This is a genomic window from Luteibacter sp. OK325 (assembly GCF_003050935.1).
Classification (GTDB): domain Bacteria; phylum Pseudomonadota; class Gammaproteobacteria; order Xanthomonadales; family Rhodanobacteraceae; genus Luteibacter.
Genome location: NZ_QAOX01000014.1, coordinates 1 through 21011 on the forward strand (window position 1 = coordinate 1; position 21011 = coordinate 21011).

22 protein-coding genes are annotated in these 21011 nt (G+C 65.3%); 15 read left to right on the forward strand and 7 right to left on the reverse strand.

The features are described from left to right. The first annotated feature begins 141 nt into the window (after positions 1-141). From folE to C8J98_RS20850, 4 genes are read left to right on the forward strand one after another with little or no spacing between them, the layout of a single operon-like run. Positions 142-738: a GTP cyclohydrolase I FolE gene (folE, locus tag C8J98_RS20835; protein WP_107915687.1), complete on the forward strand. Its 597-nt coding sequence runs from the start codon at positions 142-144 to the stop codon at positions 736-738. 2 nt (positions 739-740) lie between these two features. After that, positions 741-2051, forward strand: coding sequence for a hypothetical protein (locus C8J98_RS20840; RefSeq protein ID WP_107915689.1), 1311 nt, complete (start codon positions 741-743; stop codon positions 2049-2051). Next, positions 2044-2757 (forward strand): hypothetical protein, encoded by a 714-nt coding sequence (locus C8J98_RS20845; protein WP_107915691.1) that lies wholly within the window; start codon positions 2044-2046, stop codon positions 2755-2757. The genes C8J98_RS20840 and C8J98_RS20845 overlap by 8 nt, the downstream gene beginning before the upstream one ends. Continuing rightward, the gene (locus C8J98_RS20850; RefSeq protein ID WP_107915693.1) at positions 2750-5542 is read left to right on the forward strand and encodes an AAA family ATPase; all 2793 of its coding nucleotides are present in this window, start codon (positions 2750-2752) and stop codon (positions 5540-5542) included. Before C8J98_RS20845 ends, C8J98_RS20850 begins: the two co-directional genes overlap by 8 nt. A gap of 37 nt (positions 5543-5579) precedes the next feature. On the opposite strand, the gene C8J98_RS20855 is transcribed toward C8J98_RS20850, so the two are convergent. Further along, positions 5580-5987 carry a hypothetical protein gene (locus C8J98_RS20855; RefSeq protein WP_107915696.1) on the reverse strand — a complete coding sequence of 136 codons (408 nt, stop codon included), beginning with the start codon at positions 5985-5987 and terminating at the stop codon, positions 5580-5582. A gap of 106 nt (positions 5988-6093) precedes the next feature. Then, the gene (gene cysK, locus C8J98_RS20860; RefSeq protein ID WP_107915698.1) at positions 6094-7050 is read right to left on the reverse strand and encodes a cysteine synthase A; all 957 of its coding nucleotides are present in this window, start codon (positions 7048-7050) and stop codon (positions 6094-6096) included. 93 nt (positions 7051-7143) lie between these two features. Here cysK and C8J98_RS20865 point away from each other — a divergent pair, with 93 nt between their 5' ends. After that, positions 7144-7488: a hypothetical protein gene (locus tag C8J98_RS20865; protein WP_107915700.1), complete on the forward strand. Its 345-nt coding sequence runs from the start codon at positions 7144-7146 to the stop codon at positions 7486-7488. 21 nt (positions 7489-7509) lie between these two features. Here C8J98_RS20865 and C8J98_RS20870 read toward each other — a convergent pair whose 3' ends face one another. Then, positions 7510-8397 (reverse strand): alpha/beta hydrolase, encoded by an 888-nt coding sequence (locus tag C8J98_RS20870; protein WP_107915702.1) that lies wholly within the window; start codon positions 8395-8397, stop codon positions 7510-7512. An 80-nt stretch (positions 8398-8477) separates the two neighbouring features. On the opposite strand from C8J98_RS20870, the gene C8J98_RS20875 reads away from it, so the two are divergent. The 4 genes from C8J98_RS20875 (at position 8478) to C8J98_RS20890 (ending at position 13045) form a co-directional block, all read left to right on the forward strand. Then, complete coding sequence (locus C8J98_RS20875) at positions 8478-9023, forward strand: TetR/AcrR family transcriptional regulator (protein ID WP_107915704.1); 546 nt, start codon at positions 8478-8480, stop codon at positions 9021-9023. A gap of 163 nt (positions 9024-9186) precedes the next feature. Further along, positions 9187-10371, forward strand: coding sequence for a cation:proton antiporter (locus C8J98_RS20880; protein WP_107915706.1), 1185 nt, complete (start codon positions 9187-9189; stop codon positions 10369-10371). Then, positions 10368-11621, forward strand: a complete 1254-nt coding sequence (locus C8J98_RS20885) for a TCR/Tet family MFS transporter (protein WP_107915708.1) — start codon at positions 10368-10370, stop codon at positions 11619-11621. The genes C8J98_RS20880 and C8J98_RS20885 overlap by 4 nt, the downstream gene beginning before the upstream one ends. Before the next feature lie 59 nt (positions 11622-11680). Further along, positions 11681-13045: a diguanylate cyclase gene (locus C8J98_RS20890; RefSeq protein ID WP_107915710.1), complete on the forward strand. Its 1365-nt coding sequence runs from the start codon at positions 11681-11683 to the stop codon at positions 13043-13045. A gap of 20 nt (positions 13046-13065) precedes the next feature. Here the strand turns inward: C8J98_RS20890 and C8J98_RS20895 are convergent, their stop codons facing one another. Continuing rightward, positions 13066-13764, reverse strand: coding sequence for a VIT family protein (locus C8J98_RS20895; RefSeq protein ID WP_107915712.1), 699 nt, complete (start codon positions 13762-13764; stop codon positions 13066-13068). Positions 13765-13916: 152 nt separating this feature from the next. Between C8J98_RS20895 and C8J98_RS20900 the strand changes: the two genes are divergently transcribed. Beyond that, a complete protein-coding gene (locus C8J98_RS20900; RefSeq protein ID WP_107915715.1) occupies positions 13917-14423 on the forward strand; it encodes a DUF1993 domain-containing protein in 507 nt (168 codons plus the stop codon). Between the two features lie 155 nt (positions 14424-14578). Here C8J98_RS20900 and C8J98_RS20905 read toward each other — a convergent pair whose 3' ends face one another. Next, entirely contained in the window at positions 14579-15340 is a 762-nt protein-coding gene (locus tag C8J98_RS20905; protein ID WP_107915717.1) for an ABC transporter permease, read from the reverse strand. Further along, positions 15337-16293, reverse strand: a complete 957-nt coding sequence (locus C8J98_RS20910; RefSeq protein ID WP_107915720.1) for an ABC transporter ATP-binding protein — start codon at positions 16291-16293, stop codon at positions 15337-15339. Before C8J98_RS20910 ends, C8J98_RS20905 begins: the two co-directional genes overlap by 4 nt. Before the next feature lie 128 nt (positions 16294-16421). Here C8J98_RS20910 and C8J98_RS20915 point away from each other — a divergent pair, with 128 nt between their 5' ends. The 5 genes from C8J98_RS20915 to C8J98_RS20935 all read left to right on the forward strand — a co-directional run bounded on the left by C8J98_RS20915 (position 16422) and on the right by C8J98_RS20935 (position 20559). Further along, complete coding sequence (locus C8J98_RS20915) at positions 16422-16916, forward strand: DUF1993 domain-containing protein (RefSeq protein WP_107915722.1); 495 nt, start codon at positions 16422-16424, stop codon at positions 16914-16916. Continuing rightward, a complete protein-coding gene (locus tag C8J98_RS20920; RefSeq protein ID WP_107915724.1) occupies positions 16913-17497 on the forward strand; it encodes a DNA-3-methyladenine glycosylase I in 585 nt (194 codons plus the stop codon). The genes C8J98_RS20915 and C8J98_RS20920 overlap by 4 nt, the downstream gene beginning before the upstream one ends. Before the next feature lie 84 nt (positions 17498-17581). After that, entirely contained in the window at positions 17582-17863 is a 282-nt protein-coding gene (locus tag C8J98_RS20925) for a DUF2188 domain-containing protein (RefSeq protein ID WP_107915726.1), read from the forward strand. Between the two features lie 42 nt (positions 17864-17905). Continuing rightward, positions 17906-20002 (forward strand): ATP-dependent DNA helicase DinG, encoded by a 2097-nt coding sequence (gene dinG, locus C8J98_RS20930; RefSeq protein WP_107915728.1) that lies wholly within the window; start codon positions 17906-17908, stop codon positions 20000-20002. Then, on the forward strand, positions 19999-20559 hold the full coding sequence (locus C8J98_RS20935) for a HutD family protein (protein WP_107915730.1): 561 nt from the start codon (positions 19999-20001) through the stop codon (positions 20557-20559). The genes dinG and C8J98_RS20935 overlap by 4 nt, the downstream gene beginning before the upstream one ends. Here C8J98_RS20935 and C8J98_RS20940 read toward each other — a convergent pair. Continuing rightward, positions 20540-20980: a hypothetical protein gene (locus tag C8J98_RS20940; protein ID WP_146171691.1), complete on the reverse strand. Its 441-nt coding sequence runs from the start codon at positions 20978-20980 to the stop codon at positions 20540-20542. The two genes, C8J98_RS20935 and C8J98_RS20940, sit on opposite strands and share 20 nt — an antisense overlap. Positions 20981-21011 lie beyond the last annotated feature (31 nt).

The following is a 21011-nucleotide window of genomic DNA, read 5'->3' on the forward strand; positions in this document are numbered from 1 at the left end:
TGGGCCTGCATCCGCAACGACGAGAGCTTCGATACCTCGAAGCTCTTTAGCCCCGAACATCTCAAGAACGCTTGACCGCCAAGAGAGCATCTACATTTCCTTATAGAATGGGCGTTTGAACTCCCCAAGGAATCCCTCCCGATGAGCGACGACGCCAAGTCCCGTCCGGTCACCCGCGAACAGGCCGAAGAAGCGGTGCGCACGCTGCTGATCTGGGCGGGTGAGGATCCCAAACGCGAAGGCCTGCTGGATACGCCCAAGCGCGTGGTCAAGGCCTACTCGGACTGGTTCAAGGGTTACGACGAAGACCCCGCCGAGTACCTGCGCCGCACCTTCAAGGAAGTGGACGGCTACGACGAGATGATCGTCCTGCGCGACATCGAGTTCGAAAGCCACTGCGAACACCACATGGCGCCGATCATCGGCCGTGCCCATGTCGGCTACGTGCCCACCGACCGCGTCGTCGGCATCAGCAAGCTGGCTCGCGTGGTCGACGGCTTCGCCCGTCGCTTCCAGGTGCAGGAAAAGCTCACCGCGCAGATCGCCCACTGCATCGAAGACACCCTGCGACCGCGCGGTGTTGGCGTGGTCATCGATGCCAGCCACGAGTGCATGACCACCCGCGGCGTACACAAGCGCGGCGTGTCCATGGTCACCAGCCAGATGCTCGGCAGCTTCCGCGAAGATCCCCGCACACGTAGCGAGTTCCTCCGCTTCGTCGGCGTCGACCGTCGCTGACATTGAGCGGACCGACCGACACCACCCTCCACGACGAACGCCTGCAGGATCTCTTCCGCGACGGCTTCGTCGCCGAGGACCTTCCTGCCGTCTTCCCGCTGCTGCGCGGACGTGGACTGCTGCGCGCGTTTTCCGCGCTGTTCCACGGCAGCGAAGCCCAGGTATTGCTACGCCTGTTGGTGCTGCGCACGCTGGGCGCGCGCTCGCACGCTACGGAATGGACGCCGCAGGAAATCCGCGACCACCTTGCCTTCGTCGACACGGTGAAGCTGGAAACCGTGGTCCAGCGACTGAAGGATCACGAGCTCCTCGTCTACGACGGCGAAACGCAGCGTTATCGCGTCGGGCCGCTCGGCCGCAAGGCACTCAGCGCGTTGGCGGTCATGCTGGAGTTCGAGAACGACGATGACGATGGCCTCGGCTATCTCACCGCCCAGCTTGCCGCCGGCCAGGCGGTCGGTCGCGTGTCGGTCGACGAGCTCGGCCACCTGTTGTCGCGCTTGAGCGAACTGAAGGAAGACTTCGATCGCGCTGTTCTTTCCGGTTCCGAGCACCGAATCCGCCGCGCCGCCGAGCGCCTGGATTCGGTCTGGACGTGGGTGGAAAAAGGCACTGAAGTGGTCGCCGGCATTACCGAGAAGGAAGAACTGGAGCCCGCGGCACACCGCCTCGCGCAGGCTGTGGGTCGCGCACAGAGTGCCCTGCTCCGCCAGGCCGGCATTTTCCAGCGCGAACTGAACAAGATCGACCAGCATCGCGTGCATCTGGGGCGCACCGGCCTGTCCTCGTCCGATCTGGTCGGCTGGCTGCGGGCGCTGGATGTCGATGCACTCGCTTCCTTCGAGGATGGCCAACTCCTGATGCCCTTGCCGGCGTCCTTCATCCACGACCAGATCGCCCTCGACGTGGCGGAGTTCGAATTGCTCGAGCGCGAGCGCCTGGCTGCCGAAAGCACGGCCCTGCCCGGCGCCGAAGAACCGCCGGACACAGCCGACCTGCCGATGGACGAGGAAGACCTTCGCTTCCTCGAAGACTGGCACGCCGAACTCGCCGCCATCGTGACCCCGCGCGAGCTCGCCGACACGCTCATCGGTGACGACTATGCGCTGTCCGCCTATCGCCTCTCCCTGCTCGGCCTGCTCGGTGACCCCGAGTCGGCGGCGCTGGAAGGCGGCACGGCCGAGCTTGCGCGACTGCCGCTCGCGCTCGAAATCGAGCCGATCCTTATCGAGATCGACCTGCCCCAGATCGCGCTGGTGAGCGCCGGACGACTGCGTCCGCGAACCACTGCGAAGGACACCACCGATGCATGATGAAACCGCCACCCTGGTCACCCGGTTGCTCGCCCAGCGCTGGTTGCCGCGCGACGATATCCAGGCGCGCAAAGCGCTGCTCGATGAAGCGTTCCGCGAAGAACTCGACCGCCGCCTCGAATCCGTTGGTCTGGAACTGCGCGAGCATCCCTATGCCGCGTACATCGGCCTGGCCGTGGCGCGAAAGAGCGAACGCGCCGTGTTTGGCGGCAGCGACAGCTGGATCTCGAATACCTTGCAACTGGATCGCGATGGCGTCGCGTTGCTTGTCGTCATCTGGGCACTGATCGTGTTGCCGAAGCGGCAGCGGCAGGTCGAGCGCCAGGATGTCGAAGCCGCCGCATCGCAAAGCCAGATGTTCGCCGAGCAAAAGCCCATCCCGCGCGACCCGACCATGTCGCCGGTGATCGCCGAGCGCACGCTACTGGCCGACTTCGGCGAAAAGCTCGGTGGCAAGACACGCGTCGGTTTCAACCTGGGCACGCTCAATCGCCTCGGCTTCATCATCCGACGCAAGGGTGAGGTCGCGGAAGGTCCCCTGCTCGACCTCGCTTTCGATTACGAACGCACCGCGCGACGCATCCTCGATGGCGCACTCGGCGACTTGCTCGCCGAAGCTGCCGCGCGCCCACCGTCTGCACCGATGGACGACCTCGACGACGACGAGGAACCCATGGACGAGATCGAGGAGAACGCCGATGTTTGATTTTCGCAGCCTCGAAGTCGTCCACTGGGATTACTGGCAGCGCTTCATCCTCCCGCTGGACACGAACATCGTGACCGTCGTTGGGCCGAACGGCTCCGGCAAGACGACCCTGCTCGACGCCTTGCGCACCCTGCTGACCATCGACTGCGCGGGCAATCGCGATTACAAGAGCTACCTTCGGCACAACGGCAAACCCTTCGCGTGGCTTCGGGCTCGCGTCGGAAATGTTCCGGGACCCAGCGGCGAACGTCCTTTCTTCCCGCTGATGGATCGCGAGGTCACCCTCGCCTGCCGCATCCAGAAGAAGGGTGGTGAGTGGACGCGACAGTACGCCGTGGTCGGCGGTGACGTGAGCGTGGAAGAGATCGAAGCCCGCAACGACTTCCTTGGCCTGCGCGAGTACCGCGTGCGCCTCGAAGGTGCCGGCCTGTCCCAGGCGATCCGTCGCGTACTTACCCTCGAACAGGGCGCCACCGACAAGCTCTGCCAGATGCCACCCAAGGCGCTGCTCGACCTGGTGTTCGACGTGTTCGGCGACAAAGCCGTGCTCGACGATTACCAGCGCGCGCGCAACGAACAGAACGAGGCCGATCGCGAGCAGCACGGCCTCGAGCACCAGCTCTCACTGATCGGCGTGAGCCTGCAGGAAGCAGAGGCCCGGGCGCGTTCGTTCCAGGAATGGAATGCGCTCAAGAGCGAGCGTGTGGACCTGGTCGCGGACATCCTGCCGCGGACGGAACTGGCCGAGCTTGGTGCCGGCGTCCGCGGCGCGCGCCCCCCACTGACCGGCGTGAAGCGTCGCGTCGGTGAGCTCGAGGCACGCGACGTCGAGTTGACGCGCCAACTCGGCGAGTTCGACGCCGGTGGCGAAACCCTGCGAGGCGAACAACACGAAGCCGACCTCGCGCGCCAGCAAACACAGAAGAGCCTCGACGCCGCCCGCGCCGAGCTTGCCCAGAACGACCTGCTGATCAAGCAGGAGCTGCGCCTGCGCGAAATGGTCGCCGCACAAGGTGGCGCCGACCACGAGCGTCTGGCCGACGTGGCGCGCGATGCGCGCGCCCGTGTCAATGCGCTGCAAGGCGAAGAAACCACGCTGCGCCAGCAGCTGACCACGCTCACCAGCCAGCTCTCGGCATGGCGCAGCGGCCGCCGCTACACGCCGGATTTCGAGGCCGACTTCCGCCGTGCGCTCGAGAACGCCGGTATCCGCCACAGCATGCTCAGCGAGATCGTCGAGATCGTCGAACCGCGCTGGCAGCCCGCCGTGGAAGCTGTCCTGGCGGGCTATCGCCATGTCGTCCTCCTGGACGATCCCCGCGACCGCGAGAAAGCATGGAAGCTGGGCGAACAGCATCGCTACAAGCACTTCGTCGTTGCGGATCGCGCACCTGCGGAAAGTGCCACGCGCGGCTCCCTGCTCGAAGTCGTCGAGTTTTCCGCCGCGGCGCCGGACTGGCTGCTGCGCAACCTCGACCGCATCCGCCGCGTCGAGGATATCGCCGACGGTTCGAAGTTCGGACGCGAGCAGGACTGGATCACCCCGCAGGGTTACTTTCGCGAGCGTCGCGGCGGCCGCCATCTCGGCGTCGACGACATGTATTTCGGCGCCGGCGCGCGTGACCGGCAGTTGCGCGATGGCGAGGCGAAGCTACGCGACATCGAAGGCCGCCTTCGTGACATCGCGAGCGAGCGCAAGGAAGCCCTGGCCCGCGCGGCCGATGCCGAGGGCGTACTGCGCGGCGCCAGCGCGAGCAGCCAGCTCGCCGACCGTGCCGATGAGTTCAGCGAAGCGCATGAGCAGCAGGCGCTCCTGCGCGAAGACGTGCAGCGTACGGCGGACAGCCATGTCGCTGCCGAGAACCATTACGAGGCCGTGCGCGAAAAGCGCCTGAAAACATCCAACGCGCGTGACAACGCCGCACGCGAACAGCGCGCGACACAGAACCAGCTTGCCGACGCCGTGCGTCAGCATCACCAGCTGCGCAACGACCAGATCGACCGTCTGAAAGCGTTCCGCACCAGGCGTGCACACGTCGGCCTCGCCCAGCGCAGCCGCGCCGCGATGGCGGCGCTACGCGAACGCTACGAATCGCCTTCGTCCGTGCGTCGGGAAATCGAGCGCATCGAGCGCCGCCTCGAGGAAGGTCACTGGGAGCAGGACGCCAGCGTAGTGGCTCTCCGCGAGAAGCTGTGGACCGACCACGATGGCCTCAAGCTCGATCTGGAGAAGCGCCGCATTCACCTCGAGCGAGCCTCGCGGATTACTCACGAAGCGCGCGGCGCGTACATCCAGGTGTTGCGCAATACCGTCCGCCGCTACGCGAAGAACCTCAAGGTGCTCGCTGAACTGGCCGGTATCGGTGTCGACGTCGAGCTGCCCGAGCTCAGCAACGACGACCTGACGCTCGCCTCGGCTGCATTGCACGTGCGCTTCGAGTTCGACAAGAAGGGCTGGATCGGCATGGACGACGGTGAGGCGTCCGGCGGTCAGCAGGTCATGAAGTCGTTGCTGCTCCTGGTCGCACTCATGCGCGATGAAGATCGCCCCGGCGGTTTCGTCTTCATCGACGAACCCTTCGCGCATCTGGACATCTTCAACATCGACAAGGTGGGTGCGTTCCTGAAGTCGACACGTGCGCAGTACATCCTGACCACTCCGGCCACGCACAACGTGAACGTATTCCAGCCGTCGGATCTGACACTGGTAACGAGCAAGCGCCGGCCGGGTGAGACCTGGGCGCAGCCCCTGGCCGTATTGCGGCGGCGCGCCAGCGCTGCCTGAGTCAGCGCGAGACAGCGCGAGACAGCGCAGGTGCGTCTCAGTACAGGCCTGTCTCGCCCGGCACCGGGTTGTCTTCACCGGTGCCGTCGAGCGCATCGCCGCTCGCAGTGGTAGCGCGGTAACGAGTGGGATCATGCTCGTCGTACTCGTCCTGCGTAAGCGCCTTGCGGCGGTTGAGAAACCACGCCGTCGTGAGGGCAGCCACCCCGAGGCCGACGCCGATCGCGATGCTCATCCCCTTACGGCTTCGTGCTTGCCGACCGGTAGTGACCAACTCATGGGTCGTTGTCAGCGCGTTGCCGGCCAGCGTACCGGCACGCCCGGCATAGTCGCGCGCGTAACCGCGCGCAAGGTCGTAGGCCTCACGCGGCGGGTAATCCTGGACAAGTTGCCGGGCGTGAGCGAGGAGTTCCTCGCTAATGGTCTTTCGGCGCAAATAGGTCATGGGAGTCTCCTCAGAATTCAGGAGACCACCGTGACGTCCACGACGTGATGAGAACGCAGCGATCCCGTTCTGACCGATTAACGGGACCACTGCCGCCGCCCGGCGATCAACCCAGGCTTTCGAGCCACTCGGTATCAGAACCTTCTTCCACGCCCTCGAACAGGAAGGTAGAGAGGTAGCGCTCGCCGGTGTCGGGGAGCATCGCCAGGATGACGCTGTCTTTCGGGGCGCTCTCGGCAAATGCCAGCGCGGCAGCCACCGTGGCACCCGCCGAGACACCGACGAACAGCCCCTCTTCTTTCGCCAGCCGGCGTGCCGTGTCGCGTGCGACCACTTCGTCTACCGGGAGATTGAGATCGAATACTTTCCGGTTGAGCACCTCGGGCACGAAATCCGGCGTCCAGCCCTGGATCTTGTGCGGCGACCAGGGCTTGTCGGCCAGTAACGGAGCGGCCGTCGGTTCGGCGACCACGATCTTCACCTCGGGCCGGGCCAGCTTGAGCATCTCACCGACGCCCGTGAGCGTGCCGCCCGTGCCCCAACCTGTAACGAAGGCATCGAGACGACGGCCCGCGAAGTCCTGCAGGATCTCCGCTGCGGTCGTGCTGCGGTGATAGGCCGGATTGGCAGGGTTGGCGAACTGCCTCGGCAGGAACCAGCCGTGTTTCGCGGCGAGTTCCTCGGCGCGACGAACCATGCCGCTACCGCGTTCGGCGGCCGGCGTGAGGATCACCCTGGCGCCATAGGCACGCATCAGCTTGCGGCGCTCGACGGAGAAGCTGTCGGCCATGGTTGCGACGAACTTGTAGCCCTTCGCGGCACAGACCATGGCCAGGGCCACGCCGGTGTTTCCCGAGGTTGCCTCGACCACGGTATCGCCGGGTTTCAGCAGGCCTTTCTGTTCCGCGTCGAGGATCACCGCGATGGCGAGGCGGTCTTTCACCGAGCCGCCCGGATTGAACGACTCGACCTTGGCATAGAGGGTGACGTGCGACGGTGCCAGGCGGTGCAGGCGGACGATGGGCGTGCGGCCGATCGTGTCGAGGATGCTGTCGTGGATCATCGGCGTTTCCCTGGACTGGAAGGCAAGAAGCCAAAGGTACTCCCACCGTGCACGGGGCGACAAACGCCGGCCGATCCCGCAGACTGCCGCCCCATGAATCGACGTCCATATGCCTTCGTGGCTTTCACGTTACTGGCCGGCAGCGCACTGGCCCAGGATTACCCGCGCACCCCGGCCGAGTACCTGCAACGCATGGACGCCAACGGCGACGGCCGGATCGACGAAGCCGAATACGTTCGCTACATGAGCCAGGGTTTCCTGCGCATGGACGTGAACGGCGACGGCGTCATCGATGCCAACGACGGGCCGATGCGACCCGGCGCCCGCCCGATCCACCTCGAGGAGTTTCAACGCAACCTGATCCACCAGTTCCACAAACTGGACCGGAGTAAGGACGGTTACCTCAATGCGAAGGAACTCGCGCAGCCGCCTATGTGAACCGAGCGGCTGCGTTTCGCTTCAGGCTTTCAGCTTGCGACCGAGGAAGTCACGGATATAACCGGCGATCTCGTTCGCATGCGTTTCCAGTGCGAAGTGCCCGGTATCCAGGAAGTGCAGCTCGGCCTCCGGCAGGTCACGCTTGTAGGCCTCGGCACCCGGCGGGATGAAGAACGGGTCGTGCTTGCCCCAGACAGCCAACAGCGGCGGCTGGTGTTCACGGAAATAGGCCTGGAAGTCCGGGTAGCGCGCCACGTTGCTGCGGTAGTCGAGAATAAGGTCGAGCTGGATTTCGTCGGCGCCAGGGCGGCCCATGTACTCGATATCCAGCGTATAGCCATCGGGCGACAACCGGCTCAGGTCCGTACCCGTGCCGTACTGGATGTCGCGGATGGTGGCCGGGGCCAGCGCATCGCGGGTGGCCTCGCGATTTTCCGGCGTGGGTTCGCGCCAGTAACGCTGCCACGATTCCCATCCGGCGCTGAAGCCGTCGAGGTAGGCATTGCCGTTCTGCGTGATGATCGCGGTGACCCGCTCCGGGTGGGCGAGGGCGAGGCGCAGGCCCGTCGGCGCGCCGTAGTCGAAGATATACAGCGCGTATTTCGTCAGGCCGATAGCGTCGACGAAGCCGCCGATCACCTTGGCCAGGTTGTCGAAGGTGTAGTCGAAGTCACCCCGCTTTGGCGCCCTGGTCTGGCCATAGCCCGGCAGGTCGGGGGCGATCACGCGGTAGCGGTCGGCCAGCAGCGGGATCAGGTCGCGGAACATGTGGCTGGAAGTCGGGAAGCCGTGCAGGAGCAGGATCACCGGAGCGTTCGCAGGGCCGGCCTCGCGGTAGAAGACATCGACGTCCCCGACAGCCTGGCTGCGGTAGTGGACGGTCGGAAGGACAGGAGCGGGAGCATTCATGGCAGGTCTCCGGGAATGAATTTCGGTGGGTGATCTGTTAAAATAGATCCGACCGGTCGGTAGGTTATTGGGAGTGTTCGATGAAAGCAAGCCTGGGTTCGATCGTTCGTGAGGCGCGGGAGCTTTTTCGCCACCACGGTTACGACGGCGCCTCCATGCAGGACCTCGCCACGAAGGTGGGCCTGAAGAAAGCCAGCCTCTACACGCGCTTCCCGACCAAGGAGTCGCTGGTGCCCGAAGTGCTGACCCTCACCAATGACGAGGTGTTCGCCGAGCTGCCGGAAAGCGATGGTCTCGCTGCGTACGCGATGGCTCTAGAACGGATTGCGCGTGCGTTGTCTGATCAGACCCGTTGCGTGGGGTTGCACCTGGCCTATGGCGCGTCGGGGCCGGATACGCCCGATGCGGCTGTGGCGGTGCGTGGATTTTTCACCGGGCAGCGGGATCGCCTGGCGGCTCTGATTGAGCCGTCGGTGGGTGGCGTTCGTGCGCGTGAGCTGGCGGGAGATGCGATTGCGCGGCTGGAGGGGGCGACGGTGTGGACGGTGGTTGAGGGGGATGTTGAGCCGATGGCGCGGGCTTTGCGGTTGTCTTTGGAGGAAGTGGCGAGCGCCCTTCGCCGCTGAAGCGGCTCCCACAGGGGGCTGCTCCTAAAGGGGGCTGCTCCTAAAGGGGGCTGCTCCTACAGGGGGCTGCTCCTAAAGGGGGCGTCTCCTACAGGGGGCGGTTCCCATGGTGTTCGTAAGAGTGTGCGGTCCTGTACGCTTTGGCCGGGCTTGGGGAGAGCGGATGAGTACGACGGAACTGTTCCTGATCGCGATGACGATCATCCTTGGCGTGCCTTATCTGATCTGGCGCGTGTTCCGAACCGACTACTGGGCGCCCCTGGTGGTGGTGCAGATCCTCACCGGCATCCTGCTCGGGCCCGGCGTGCTTGGGAAAGTCTTTCCCGACTACTACACGACCGTTTTCACACCACCGGTGATCGGTGCATTGAATGGCATCGCCTGGTGGGCGGTGATGGTGTTCGTCTGGATCGCCGGTATCGAGCTGGATCTGCGCGAGGTGTGGAAAAAGCGTCGTGAATGTGGCACCACGGCGGCTTTCGCGCTCGCCGTGCCGCTGGTCACCGGCTCCCTGGTCGCCGCCGGCATGCTGGCCTGGCGGGCCGGCTGGATGGGCGACGCGGCGAGCACATGGCAGTTCATCCTCGGCATCGGCATGGCCTGCGCGGTGACTGCGTTGCCCATCCTCATCCTGTTGATGGAAAAGATGGGCATCCTGCGCGAACCGCTCGGCCAGCGCGTGCTGCGTTACGCCAGCCTCGATGACCTGGCCATCTGGGCCGTGCTGGCGATCATCCTGCTCGACTGGAAACGCGTCGGCCACCAGGCCGCCTTTCTCGCCGGCTTCGCCGTGGTGGCGTGGCTGTTCCGCCGCCTCATGGCACGCCTGCCGGAGATGGATCGCTACTTCGTCGGCCTGATCTGGCTCGCCGCCTGCGGCTACGGCGCGGACTGGTGCGGACTGCACTTCATGGTCGGTGCCTTCCTCGCCGGTGCGGTGATGGAGCGCGACTGGTTCAACATCGAACGCCTCGATGGTCTCCGTCACAACGTCCTGCTCGTCGTGATGCCGGTGTTCTTCCTTTCCACCGGCCTGCGCACGAACTGGCAGATCGGCGGCACAGCTGTCTTCATCGCCGCGGCACTGTTGCTGGTGGCCTCGGTCGCGGGCAAGCTTGCCGGCGTGGGCATAGCCGGTAAGCTACTTGGCTGGAAGCGCGGCGACGCGTGGACTGTGGGCTGGCTGCTGCAGACGAAGGCACTGATCATGATCATCTTCGTCAACGTGTTGCTCGATCGTCACATCATCACCAGCGAGACCTTCACCGCCCTGCTGCTCATGGCCGTGGCGAGCACCATGCTCACCGTGCCCATCGTGGCGCCCCGACTCAAACACCTGACGACATGACTTCGCACATTCCGGTACGCCGCGCCGCCGTGATTTTCATCTTCATCACGGTGCTGATCGACATCCTCGCCTTCGGCATCATCATCCCGGTGCTTCCGCACCTGATCGAACAGATGACCGGCGGCACGGTGTCGAACGCGGCGTGGTGGGTCGGGATCTTCGGCACGGTATTCGCGACCGTGCAGTTCATCTGTTCACCCATCCAGGGGGCACTATCCGATCGTTTCGGTCGCCGTCCGGTCATCCTGCTGTCAAACCTGGGCCTGGGCCTGGATTTCGTGCTGATGGCGGTGGCGCCGTCGCTGTGGCTGCTTTTTGTCGGCCGCATTATTTCCGGCATCACCGCGGCCAGTTTCACCACCGCCAATGCGTATATCGCCGACGTGACGCCACCGGAGAAACGCGCGGGCGCCTTCGGCATGCTCGGTGGCGCCTTCGGCATCGGCTTCATCATCGGGCCGGCACTGGGGGGCTTTCTCGGTGGCATCGACCTGCGCCTGCCCTTCTGGGTGGCCGCGGGCCTGGCACTGACCAATTTCGCCTACGGCTTTTTCATCCTGCCGGAGTCGTTGCCGCCGGAAAAGCGCGCGACCCGTTTCGAGCCGCACACGGCGCACCCGCTCGGCGCCCTGAAGATGCTCCGCCGTCACCGCGAAGTGCTCGGCCTGTCGGTGGTGATGTTCCTGTTTTACCTCGCGCACTACGTGCTGCAGACCGTATTCGTCCTCTACGCCGACTACCGGTACGACTGGGGCCCGCAGGAGGTCGGCTACGTGCTGGCCCTGGTAGGCGTGTGCGACGGCTCCGTGCAGGCATTCCTAAGCGGGCGGCTCTCGACGCGTTTCGGGGAACGGCCCGTGCTGCTGGCCGGCATGGCCTTTGGCGCGGCCTCATTCGCGGTGATGGGCCTGGCACCCGTGGGCTGGGCCTTCCTGATCGGGATTCCGTTGATGGCGCTGTGGGGACTGGCGGGCCCTCCGATCCAGTCGATCATGACCCGCCACGTCGCTCCCGACGAACAGGGCCGGCTGCAGGGAGCAGTGACCAGCCTGGGAAGCTTCGCCGGTATTTTCGGCCCTTACCTGTTCGCCCAGATCTTCGCCTTTGCGATCGCGCCCGACCGCAATGTGCATCTGCCGGGCGTTCCGTTCCTGCTCGCCGCGGGTCTGCTGGCGGTCGGCATGGCTGTCGCCGCCCGCGCCACCCGGCACCAGGCAAAGGCACCGTCGACCCAGCGAATTGCGAGCTAACCCTCGTGATTTCTCGTAGTATGGCCCTGGTATTCGGCAGTTAACGCGACCGTTGGGGCGTGCGTTTGGACAACCAGGTCTGGGAAAGCAAGTATCACGAGGCCGTAGAACGGTTGAGCCGTGAAGAAGCTCAGTGGCGGACGGCCGAGTCCCTGCTGCGCCAGCTTGTCGGCTGTCTCGGTCGCGCCGCCCATGGCGCCCACGACCAGGTCGATCCACACATCGAACGCCTCTCCGGCGCCCTGCAGGGTCCGATGGACGCGATGACGCTCGAGCCGCTGGTGAACGGGCTGAGCGAAGCCATGAGCAACCTGGGCGCGAGCCCGCGCGGCACGCACGCGGAGAGGTCGATCCCGATCACCCGCCCGCCGCGCACGGAGCACGGTTCGTCCGTGCAGTCCGCACTGAGCCGTCTGGTCGATCGCATCATCGTGCTGCCACGCCTGGCGGACCGCGCCAACGAACTGCGCCACGATGTGGCTGACGCAAGCGACCTGGTCGCCCTCGCCACCTGCGGCGATCGCCTCGCCGATCTGATCAACGAACAGCGCCTCGGCCTGCAGCGCGAAATCGATGCCTTGCAGGCCGTGCTTCGCCACGTCACCGGCCGGCTGGACGAGCTGAGCCAATACATGTCGCGCGAGCTGGCCGACCAATCCACCGGCGAGGCCAATGGACAGGCCCTGGACGCATCGGTCGCCCACGAGATGCGCCTGCTCAGCGAAGCCGCACTCGAATACGACGACGTGCACGACCTGCGCGAGCGGGTCAATGCCAGTCTGGAGACGATCGCCCGCTGTTTCAGCGAGTTCCGCGACCGCGAAGGCTCACGCCTTACCGCGTACCGCGACCGTGCCGAGAAGATGCGCCAGCGCATCGAGCAGTTGGAAACCGAACGCAACACCTTGCAGCGCTCGCTGGAACGCGAGCATGAACTGGCGCAGACCGACACCATGATCGGCATGCCCAATCGGCTCGCCTACGAGAAACGCATCGAAGCCGCGTTCGAAAGCTGGCAGACCACGACGCGCCCGCTCAGCATCGCTGCGATCGACATCGATCACTTCAAGAGCATCAACGATACCTACGGTCACACCGCGGGCGACGCGGTGTTGCGGATCATCGGCCAGGCGCTGGTGAAGCACGTGCGACCCTGCGATTTCGTCGCACGTTACGGCGGCGAGGAGTTCATCGTGCTGTTCGACGGTGCGGACGAAGTGGAATCCATGCAGGTGTGCGAACGCCTGCGCGGCAAGATCCAGCACCTCGCCTTCCACGCCAGCCGCCAGCCAGTCCGTGTGACAGCATCCATCGGCCTGGCGCAGTTCCAGCCGGGCGACACCCCGCAGACCGTATTCGATCGCGCGGATCTCGCGCTGTATACGGCAAAGAATGGCGGCCGTAACCGCTGCGTCGTCGGGTAAGACGCCCCAGATGGCGCCGCTCAGACGGCGACGCTGAAGAGCCGACCGACCACGGCCGACAAGGCCATCGCAAGCGCCCCCCAGAAGACGATGCGTGCGACGCTGCGCGTGAGGTTCGCGCCACCGAGCCGCGCGGAAATGGCGCCGAGGATCGCGAGGGCCAGCAGCGACACCGCGACCGTGACCATGGCCATCCGCTCCCGTGGCGACCACACCGCCGCGAGAATCGGCAGGATGGCGCCGGAAGCAAAACTCACCGCCGAGGCCGAGGCCGCCTGCAGCGGCTTCGCCGACGTGGTCACGGACAGCCCGAGCTCGTCGCGCGCGTGGGCTTCGAGGGCGTTGTGCTTCATGAGCTGCTCGGCCACCTCGTGCGCCAGCGTCCGCTCCAGGCCGCGCCGCACGTAGATCTCGGTCAACTCCTTGTGCTCGCCGGTCGGGTCGTCGCGCAGTTCGCGCGATTCCAGATCCAGTTCGGCCTGCTCGCTGTCGGCCTGCGAGCGTACGGACACGTACTCGCCCGCCGCCATCGACATGGCGCCGGCGACCAACCCGGCGACGCCGGCAAGCAGGACGCTACCCGACGCCGCCTGCGCGGATGCGACGCCGACGAGCAGGCTGGCCGTGGACAGGATGCCGTCGTTCGCACCAAGCACGGCTGCGCGCAGCCAGCCAATGCGATCCAGCCGGTGGTGTTCGCGGTGCTTAGGCCTGAGCATCGGGCGCAACCTCGTTGGGGCGGGGGCCTTCATGGGGTTCAGGAGGGCTCATGGCGACATCGTAACCGCACACCCCGTCGACGCGTCGCCAACGAACCCGCAAACTACGCCGCGGCGGCCGTCCGGCCGCTACCCACGACAAGAGTCCCTCCATGTCCATCTCCATGTACCAGACCTGCGTGCCCGTCCTCGTGCGTGCATTGAACAACCTCTCCGCGGTGCTCGCCAAGGGCGCCGCCCACGCCACCGAGCGCAACATCGCGCCGGAAGTGCTGCTCAACACGCGCATCACTCCCGACATGTTCCCCCTGATCCGCCAGGTGCAGATCGCCACGGACATGGCGAAGGGTGCAGGCGCGCGCCTCGCCGGTGTCGAGCCGCCGAAGATGGAAGACAACGAGACCACCTTCGACGAACTGCAGGCACGCATCGCCACCGTGATCAAGCAGCTTGAGGCGTATACGCCGGCGCAGATCGACGGCAGTGAGGATCGCGTCGTGGTGCTTAAGCAGCGCAGCGGCGAGATCACCTTCCGCGGCCAGGATTACCTGCTCGGCTTCGTGCTGCCGAATGTGTACTTCCACACCACCACGGCCTACGCGATCCTGCGCGGCGTGGGTGTGGTGCTGGGTAAGTCGGACTTCATCGGCAAGCCGTAAGCGCTATGGCTGGGCCCGGCACTGCGTGTGCCGGGACTGCTCGTTGTGGGAGCCGCTTCAGCGGCGATGGCCCTGAGGCAATCTGGCTATCGCCGCTGAAGCGGCTCCCACATGGTTCTTATTCCCACATGGTCCTTATTCCCACATGGTCCTTATCAGGACTTCAGCTTCCAGCCCGTGCGGAAGATCCACCAGACCACGCCAAGGCAGATCAGCAGGAAGCCTATCGTCGCACCGGCGCTGACCAGCACGTTCACGTCCGCCTGTCCGTAGAAGCTCCAGCGAAAACCGTTGACCAGATACACCACCGGGTTGAACAGAGTGATCTTCTGCCACACCGGTGGCAGCATGGAAATGGAATAGAAGCTGCCGCCGAGGAAGGTGAGCGGGGTGATCACCATCAACGGCACCACCTGCAGTTTCTGGAAGTCGTCCGCCCACAGGCCGATGATGAAACCGAACAGGCTGAAGGTGACCGCGGTGAGGATGAGGAAGGCCAGCATCCAGAACGGATGCTGGATCTCATACGCGACGAAGAAGCGTGCAGTGAGCAGGATAAGCAGGCCAAGGATCACCGACTTGGTCGCGGCCGCTCCGACGTACCCGATCACCACTTCCACGTACGAAACCGGCGCCGACAATAACTCGTAGATCGTGCCGGCCCACTTCGGCATGTAGATGCCAAACGATGCGTTGGAGATGCTCTCGTTGAGCAACGACAGCATGATCAGGCCGGGAATAATGAAGGCGCCGTAGCTCACGCCGCCGATCGCACCCATGCGCGAACCAATCGCCGCGCCGAAGACCACGAAGTACAACGAGGTCGACAGCACCGGCGAGGCGATGCTCTGCATCAGCGTGCGGAAGGTACGGGCCATTTCGAAGCGGTAAATCGCGCGGATCGCATGGATGTTCATACGCCGCCCCTCACCAGGCTCACGAAAATATCCTCGAGCGAACTCTCACTGGAGTGCAGGTCCTTGAAGTCGATACCGAGTTCGCCCAGCTTGCGCAGCAGCATGGCGATGCCGGTGTCGTTGCCCTGGGTGTCGAAGGTATAGGTCAGGCACTGGCCGTCGCCGGACAATTCCAGTGGCCACTCACGCAGGCCTTCGGGCACGGATTCGAGCGGACTCTGCAAGGACAGTGTGAGCTGCTTCTTGCCGAGCTTCTGCATCAGCGTGTTCTTCTCTTCCACCAGCACGATCTCGCCGCGGTTGATCACGCCAATGCGATCGGCCATCTGCTCGGCTTCCTCGATGTAATGCGTGGTGAGGATGATGGTGACACCCGACTCGCGCAGGCGGCGGACCATTTCCCACATGTCGTGACGCAATTCCACGTCGACGCCGGCCGTGGGCTCATCCAGGAACAGCACGCGAGGTTCATGCGCAAGCGCCTTGGCGATCAGGACGCGTCGCTTCATGCCGCCGGACAGCGCCATGATCTTCGAGTCCTTCTTCTCCCATAGCGAGAGATCGCGCAGGATGCGTTCCAGGTGCACCGGGTTCGGCGCCTTGCCGAACAGGCCGCGGCTGAACTTCACCGTGGCCCAGACCGTTTCGAACGCATCGGTGGAGAGCTCCTGCGGCACCAGGCCGATAAGGCCGCGCGCCGCGCGGTAGTCGCGCACGATGTCGTGGCCGTCCACATGCACGCTGCCTTCGCTACCGTTGACGATGCCGCAGATGATGCTGATGAGGGTGGTCTTGCCGGCACCGTTCGGGCCGAGCAGGGCGAAGATCTCGCCGCGGCGGATCTCCAGGTCCACGTTATTGAGCGCCCGCAGGCCGCTCTTGTAGTGCTTGGATAGCCCGCGCACCGAGACGATGGCGTCGGGCGCGGAAGTGGTAGCGTCGAGTGGCGACATGGGGACCCGCGTATCGATGGGTAAGGCGGCCGATGGTAGACCGATTGGACGAAGACTGCCCGCCTTGTCCGATGCCCTGGCCACCCCCAGATCTGAGCGGATTGCCCAACCAGAAGGCCCTGCCTGCCATGACCATTTCCGCTTACGACGCGTCGGTACCTGTCTTCATCCGCGGTTTCCGCGTGCTGGCCGAACTGCTGGACAAGGCCGAGGCCCAGGCCGATGGCGCCCGCCTGATCGACGCGCGTCTCGCCCCGGACATGCTGACCCTGGCTGGCCAGGTGCAGCGCGCCAGCGACACGGCGAAGTTCGCCATTGCCCGCATTGGCGAGGTCCAGCCGCCGTCCTTCGACGACAACGAGACCACGTTCGCCGAACTGCGCAAGCGTATCGACGGCACGGTGGCCTGGATCGAATCGGTGGACCGCGCGGTCATCGAGGCCGGTGAAGCGCGCCCCCTGTCGCGCAAGTTCAAGGACACCGAGCACAGCTTCACCGCGGCCTCGTACCTGCTGACGTTCGCCATCCCGAACTTTTTCTTCCACGTGACGACGGCGTACGACATCCTCCGCCACAACGGTGTCGCTATCGGCAAACTGGATTACCTCGGTTTCAACGCATGACCGATGGCAAGGCCCGCTGCGCCTGGGGTGACGCCGACGAGCTCATGCGTGCCTACCACGACACCGAGTGGGGCGTGCCTGAGCGCGACGGACGCAAGCTCTGGGAAAAGCTGATCCTCGACGGCTTCCAGGCCGGCCTGTCGTGGCGCACCATCCTCGCCCGCCGCGAGGGTTTCCGGCGCGCTTTCGACGGTTTCGATCCCGAGCGCGTGGCCGCGTATGGACCCGACGATGTCGCCCGCCTGCTCGGCGACGCCGGCATCATCCGCTCGCGCAGCAAGATCGGCGCGGCGATCAACAATGCGAAGGCCTATCTCGCCATGCGCGACGCAGGTGAGGACTTTGCACGGTTCTGTTGGGATGCCGTCGGAGGCCAGCCGATTCCGTGGGAGGGCCCGGTGCCGCCGAACAGCCCTCTGTCGGAGGACATCTCGAAAGCCCTGCGCCAGCGCGGCTTCACCTTCGTCGGGCCAACCATCGTCTTCGCCTGGCTGGAGGCCACCGGCCTGATCAATTCGCACGCCCCGGACTGCTTCCGGCGCGACGAAATAGCTCGCAAAACCTTGCGCGCCAAGGGTTAACGGGTTTTTTAACCGGACCGGCGTAGCGTGGGCTCAACGCCGCTCCGGCGTTGTCAGGTCTACCCACCGATAGCGAGGGTTTCCATGGCTTCGAGCTCCGCCCAACTGTTTATTCCGTACAGCGAATCGACACAGGGACCGTGGATCGTACGCCGTGCCTCCATGCCCCTCGGCCGTTACGCCTCGCAGCCCATGGCGATCGCCGCCGCGGAGGCGCTGGCGCCCAGCCTGTCCGACAGCCTGGGTCGTCCGGTCGAGATCCATGTCCAGCAAGCCGATGGCACGTGGGAAGAACACACCTACGTCGTCGCTGGTCTCGTTGCTGGTACCCCGGTACCTCCCGTCGGAATCAACCGTCACGCCTGAGCGTCGTGAGGTGAGACAGGTATGAGGTAACCTTGGCCGGTTATGCTCACCGACGATACCAAAGCCGCGATCCGCGCGGCGTATGCGCGGCTGAAGGACGGCCTTGCGGGGTTCCGCGGGCGTGCCTCGCAGCTGAAGATGATCGCCGAGGTAGCCAAGGCACTGGCCGAGCCCGGTGGGGCTGCCGTGATCGAGGCGCCGACCGGCACCGGTAAGTCCATGGCCTACCTGATCGCCGGCCTGGAGGTGGCCCGCGCGCAGAAGAAGAAGCTGGTGATCGCCACCGCCACGGTGGCCCTGCAGGAACAGCTCGTCCAGCGCGATATCCCTCAGTACCTCAGCCTTTGCGGTGTCGAGGCGAAGATCGCCCTGGCCAAGGGCCGCGCCCGTTATCTGTGCCCGCGCAACCTGCGCATGGCCGGTGCGGAACCGACGGCCCAGGGTGGCTTCGAATTCGACGCCGACGTGGCGCTGTGGGCGCGTCCGCCTGCCGAGCGCGATACCAAGGCCGTGGCAAAGCTCAGCCAGGCCTTCGAGTCGCGCGAGTGGAACGGCGACATCGATACCAGTCCCGAACCCCTGTCCGACCTTGTCCGCGGCATGGTGACGACGAGCGCCGGCGGTTGCACGGGTCGCAAGTGCGGCGCCTTTGCCGTCTGCCCCTTCTTCGTCGCCCGCCGGCTCATCGGTGAAGCCGACATCGTGGTCGCCAATCAGGATCTCGTGCTCGCCGACCTGACCATGCCGCGCGACGAAGACACCTTTGGCGGCGTGATCCTGCCCAAGCCGGAAGAAACCCTCTACATCTTCGACGAGGCACACCACGTGCCCGCCAAGGCGATCGATCGCGGCGCCGCCGACGTACACCTGGCTACCGCCGTGCGTCGCATCGGCCGCCTGCAGAACCAGATCCACGCCGCGTATTCGCTGACCGACAAGGAAAGCATCGGCAACCTTTCGCTCGAAGCGGGCGACGAGAAGCTCACGTTGATGTCCGCCTCGCTCGAAGAGATCGAGCGCGAGATCCGCATGTCATGGACGCCGTCGTCCAGCGAAACCGAACCGGTGTTCCGCGCCTCGCTGGGACAACTTCCGGAAAACTGGAAGATGCACGCCGAGCACCTGCACCTGGTGACGAAGGACATCCAGCGCTGGCTGCGCACGGTGCGCCGTACGGTGGTGGAGATGGAGGCCGGCGGTCCCACGCAGGAAGCCCTTTCGCGTGAACTTGGCGTGGCGCTGGAGCGACTGGACCGGCAGGTGCGCACCTGGTACGCCTGGTCCGCCGACGATCGCGAGAACGCGCCGCCGCTCGCACGCTGGGTCACCATGACGCCCGAGCAGCAACTCGTCTGCCATGCCTCCGCCGTGTCCGCCGGCGGCCTGCTGCGTACCGTGCTTTGGGACAACGCCTCGGCCGTGGTGATGACCTCGGCCACGCTGAGCGCGGGCGGTAATTTCCGCGGCTTCGCCGATTCGGTCGGCCTGCCCAACGAAGCGGTGACACTCAGCCTGCCTTCGCCGTTCGACCTGGAAAAGCAGGCGACACTCACCGTGCCCGCGCTGACGGCCATGCCGGACGATCGCGAAGGCCATGCGCGCGAAGTGTCGGGCTGGCTGGCGAAGAATCTCGACTGGGACGCAGGCAACCTTGTCCTGTTCACCTCGCGAGCCAAGCTCGATCGCGTGCTGCAGATCCTGCCAATCGAGTTCGTGCGCAAGGTACGCGCGCAGGGCTCGCTGTCGAAAGCGCAGCTGATCGCCGAGCATCGGGAAGACATCGAAGCCGGCAAGGGCAGCACCCTGTTCGGCCTGGCTTCGTTCGGTGAAGGCCTCGACCTGCCCGGCAAGCTGTGCGAAACCGTGGTCGTGACGCAGCTGCCGTTTGCCGTGCCCACGGACCCGGTCGGGGCGACTTACGCGGAGTGGCTGGAGTCGCGCGGGCGCAATCCCTTCATCGAAGTCAGCGTGCCGGACGCCACGCGCATCCTCACGCAGTATTGCGGCCGCCTCATCCGTACGGAAACCGACACCGGTCGCATCGTGCTGCTTGATCGCCGCGTGATCACCAAACGCTACGGCACGGGCATGCTTCGCGCCCTGCCGCCTTTCGCCCGTAACATCGAGCGCGTCGCATGAACGTCGTCCCGTTTGCCGAACTGAAAGCCGTGCCGTGGAAGAACGGGCTGGGTATCACGCGCGAGATCGCCGTTGAACCCAGTGGCGCGACGATGGATGACTTCATCTGGCGCGTGAGCATTGCGGATGTCGACACGGCATCGCCGTTTTCGCGTTTTCCCGGTATCGATCGGACCATCGTGCTGCTCGAGGGCGATGGCTTCACGATGAGGTTGGACGGCGAGCGCGAGCATGCGCTGACGACGCCTTGCCTGCCGTTCGCCTTCGCGGGTGAGACAGCTGTCGAGATCGCACTGGCCGGTGGCGCGACGCGCGATTTCAACCTGATGGTTCGGCGTGGTGCGGGGCGGGGCGTCATCGAGGTGATGCGCGGACCCCTGACGTTGACGCTCGATAGCGACGCCGCGCTGGTCTACCTGGCTCAGGGCGAAGCGCATATCGACGGCAAGGCATCGCGGCCCGTGCATGCCGGTGACAGCGTGCGTGGCGTGGGCGAGATCACGCTTGCAGCAGGCGCGACGGCCCTGCTCGTCCGGGTCAGGCCTGCGGTGGACTGATCGGGTCGTCGTCGATCGGGTCGTCGTCGATCGGGTCGCTATCGATCGTTGGCCGCTTCCACAGCTCCACCGAGGCCAGCTGGAAGCGGGCCGGCGGCACCCCCTCCTCCCACTTCTCGATGCCCGGGAAGTACTCGCGCATCACCGCGACCAAGACCGCGAAGCCGCTGTCCAGTTCGGACACGGCCAACACGGGCTCACCGTCGATGTGGAAGAACACGCACACCGTGTCGGCCGTCGTGTTGTCGCGGTTGCCAGCCTCGATGCGCCGGATGCGCTCCATCGCCACCTCGCGCGTGCGAAACGGCCCCAGGTGAACCACGACGACACCTGACTCCTGGTCAAAATGGACCTTCGGCCGCCAGGTGAGGTTCTCACGCAGGCGGGTCCATAGGGGTCGGGGCGTTGATTTGGGGCCCATCGCGGCGGTGTCTCTGGTCGGCTCCACCTCG

Excerpts from the sequence above, each read along its gene's own strand:
- C8J98_RS20870 (WP_107915702.1), bottom strand. The coding sequence starts at position 8,397 with ATGAATGCTCCCGCTCCTGTCCTTCCGACCGTCCACTACCGCAGCCAG.
- C8J98_RS20910 (WP_107915720.1), bottom strand. The coding sequence starts at position 16,293 with ATGTCGCCACTCGACGCTACCACTTCCGCGCCCGACGCCATCGTCTCG.
- C8J98_RS20865 (WP_107915700.1), top strand. The coding sequence starts at position 7,144 with ATGAATCGACGTCCATATGCCTTCGTGGCTTTCACGTTACTGGCCGGC.
- C8J98_RS20895 (WP_107915712.1), bottom strand. The coding sequence starts at position 13,764 with ATGCTCAGGCCTAAGCACCGCGAACACCACCGGCTGGATCGCATTGGC.
- C8J98_RS20905 (WP_107915717.1), bottom strand. The coding sequence starts at position 15,340 with ATGAACATCCATGCGATCCGCGCGATTTACCGCTTCGAAATGGCCCGT.
- C8J98_RS20940 (WP_146171691.1), bottom strand. The coding sequence starts at position 20,980 with ATGGGCCCCAAATCAACGCCCCGACCCCTATGGACCCGCCTGCGTGAG.
- C8J98_RS20875 (WP_107915704.1), top strand. The coding sequence starts at position 8,478 with ATGAAAGCAAGCCTGGGTTCGATCGTTCGTGAGGCGCGGGAGCTTTTT.
- folE (WP_107915687.1), top strand. The coding sequence starts at position 142 with ATGAGCGACGACGCCAAGTCCCGTCCGGTCACCCGCGAACAGGCCGAA.
- C8J98_RS20885 (WP_107915708.1), top strand. The coding sequence starts at position 10,368 with ATGACTTCGCACATTCCGGTACGCCGCGCCGCCGTGATTTTCATCTTC.
- C8J98_RS20925 (WP_107915726.1), top strand. The coding sequence starts at position 17,582 with ATGGCTTCGAGCTCCGCCCAACTGTTTATTCCGTACAGCGAATCGACA.
- C8J98_RS20935 (WP_107915730.1), top strand. The coding sequence starts at position 19,999 with ATGAACGTCGTCCCGTTTGCCGAACTGAAAGCCGTGCCGTGGAAGAAC.
- C8J98_RS20900 (WP_107915715.1), top strand. The coding sequence starts at position 13,917 with ATGTCCATCTCCATGTACCAGACCTGCGTGCCCGTCCTCGTGCGTGCA.
- C8J98_RS20855 (WP_107915696.1), bottom strand. The coding sequence starts at position 5,987 with ATGACCTATTTGCGCCGAAAGACCATTAGCGAGGAACTCCTCGCTCAC.
- C8J98_RS20845 (WP_107915691.1), top strand. The coding sequence starts at position 2,044 with ATGCATGATGAAACCGCCACCCTGGTCACCCGGTTGCTCGCCCAGCGC.
- C8J98_RS20920 (WP_107915724.1), top strand. The coding sequence starts at position 16,913 with ATGACCGATGGCAAGGCCCGCTGCGCCTGGGGTGACGCCGACGAGCTC.
- C8J98_RS20915 (WP_107915722.1), top strand. The coding sequence starts at position 16,422 with ATGACCATTTCCGCTTACGACGCGTCGGTACCTGTCTTCATCCGCGGT.
- C8J98_RS20850 (WP_107915693.1), top strand. The coding sequence starts at position 2,750 with ATGTTTGATTTTCGCAGCCTCGAAGTCGTCCACTGGGATTACTGGCAG.
- cysK (WP_107915698.1), bottom strand. The coding sequence starts at position 7,050 with ATGATCCACGACAGCATCCTCGACACGATCGGCCGCACGCCCATCGTC.
- C8J98_RS20880 (WP_107915706.1), top strand. The coding sequence starts at position 9,187 with ATGAGTACGACGGAACTGTTCCTGATCGCGATGACGATCATCCTTGGC.
- dinG (WP_107915728.1), top strand. The coding sequence starts at position 17,906 with ATGCTCACCGACGATACCAAAGCCGCGATCCGCGCGGCGTATGCGCGG.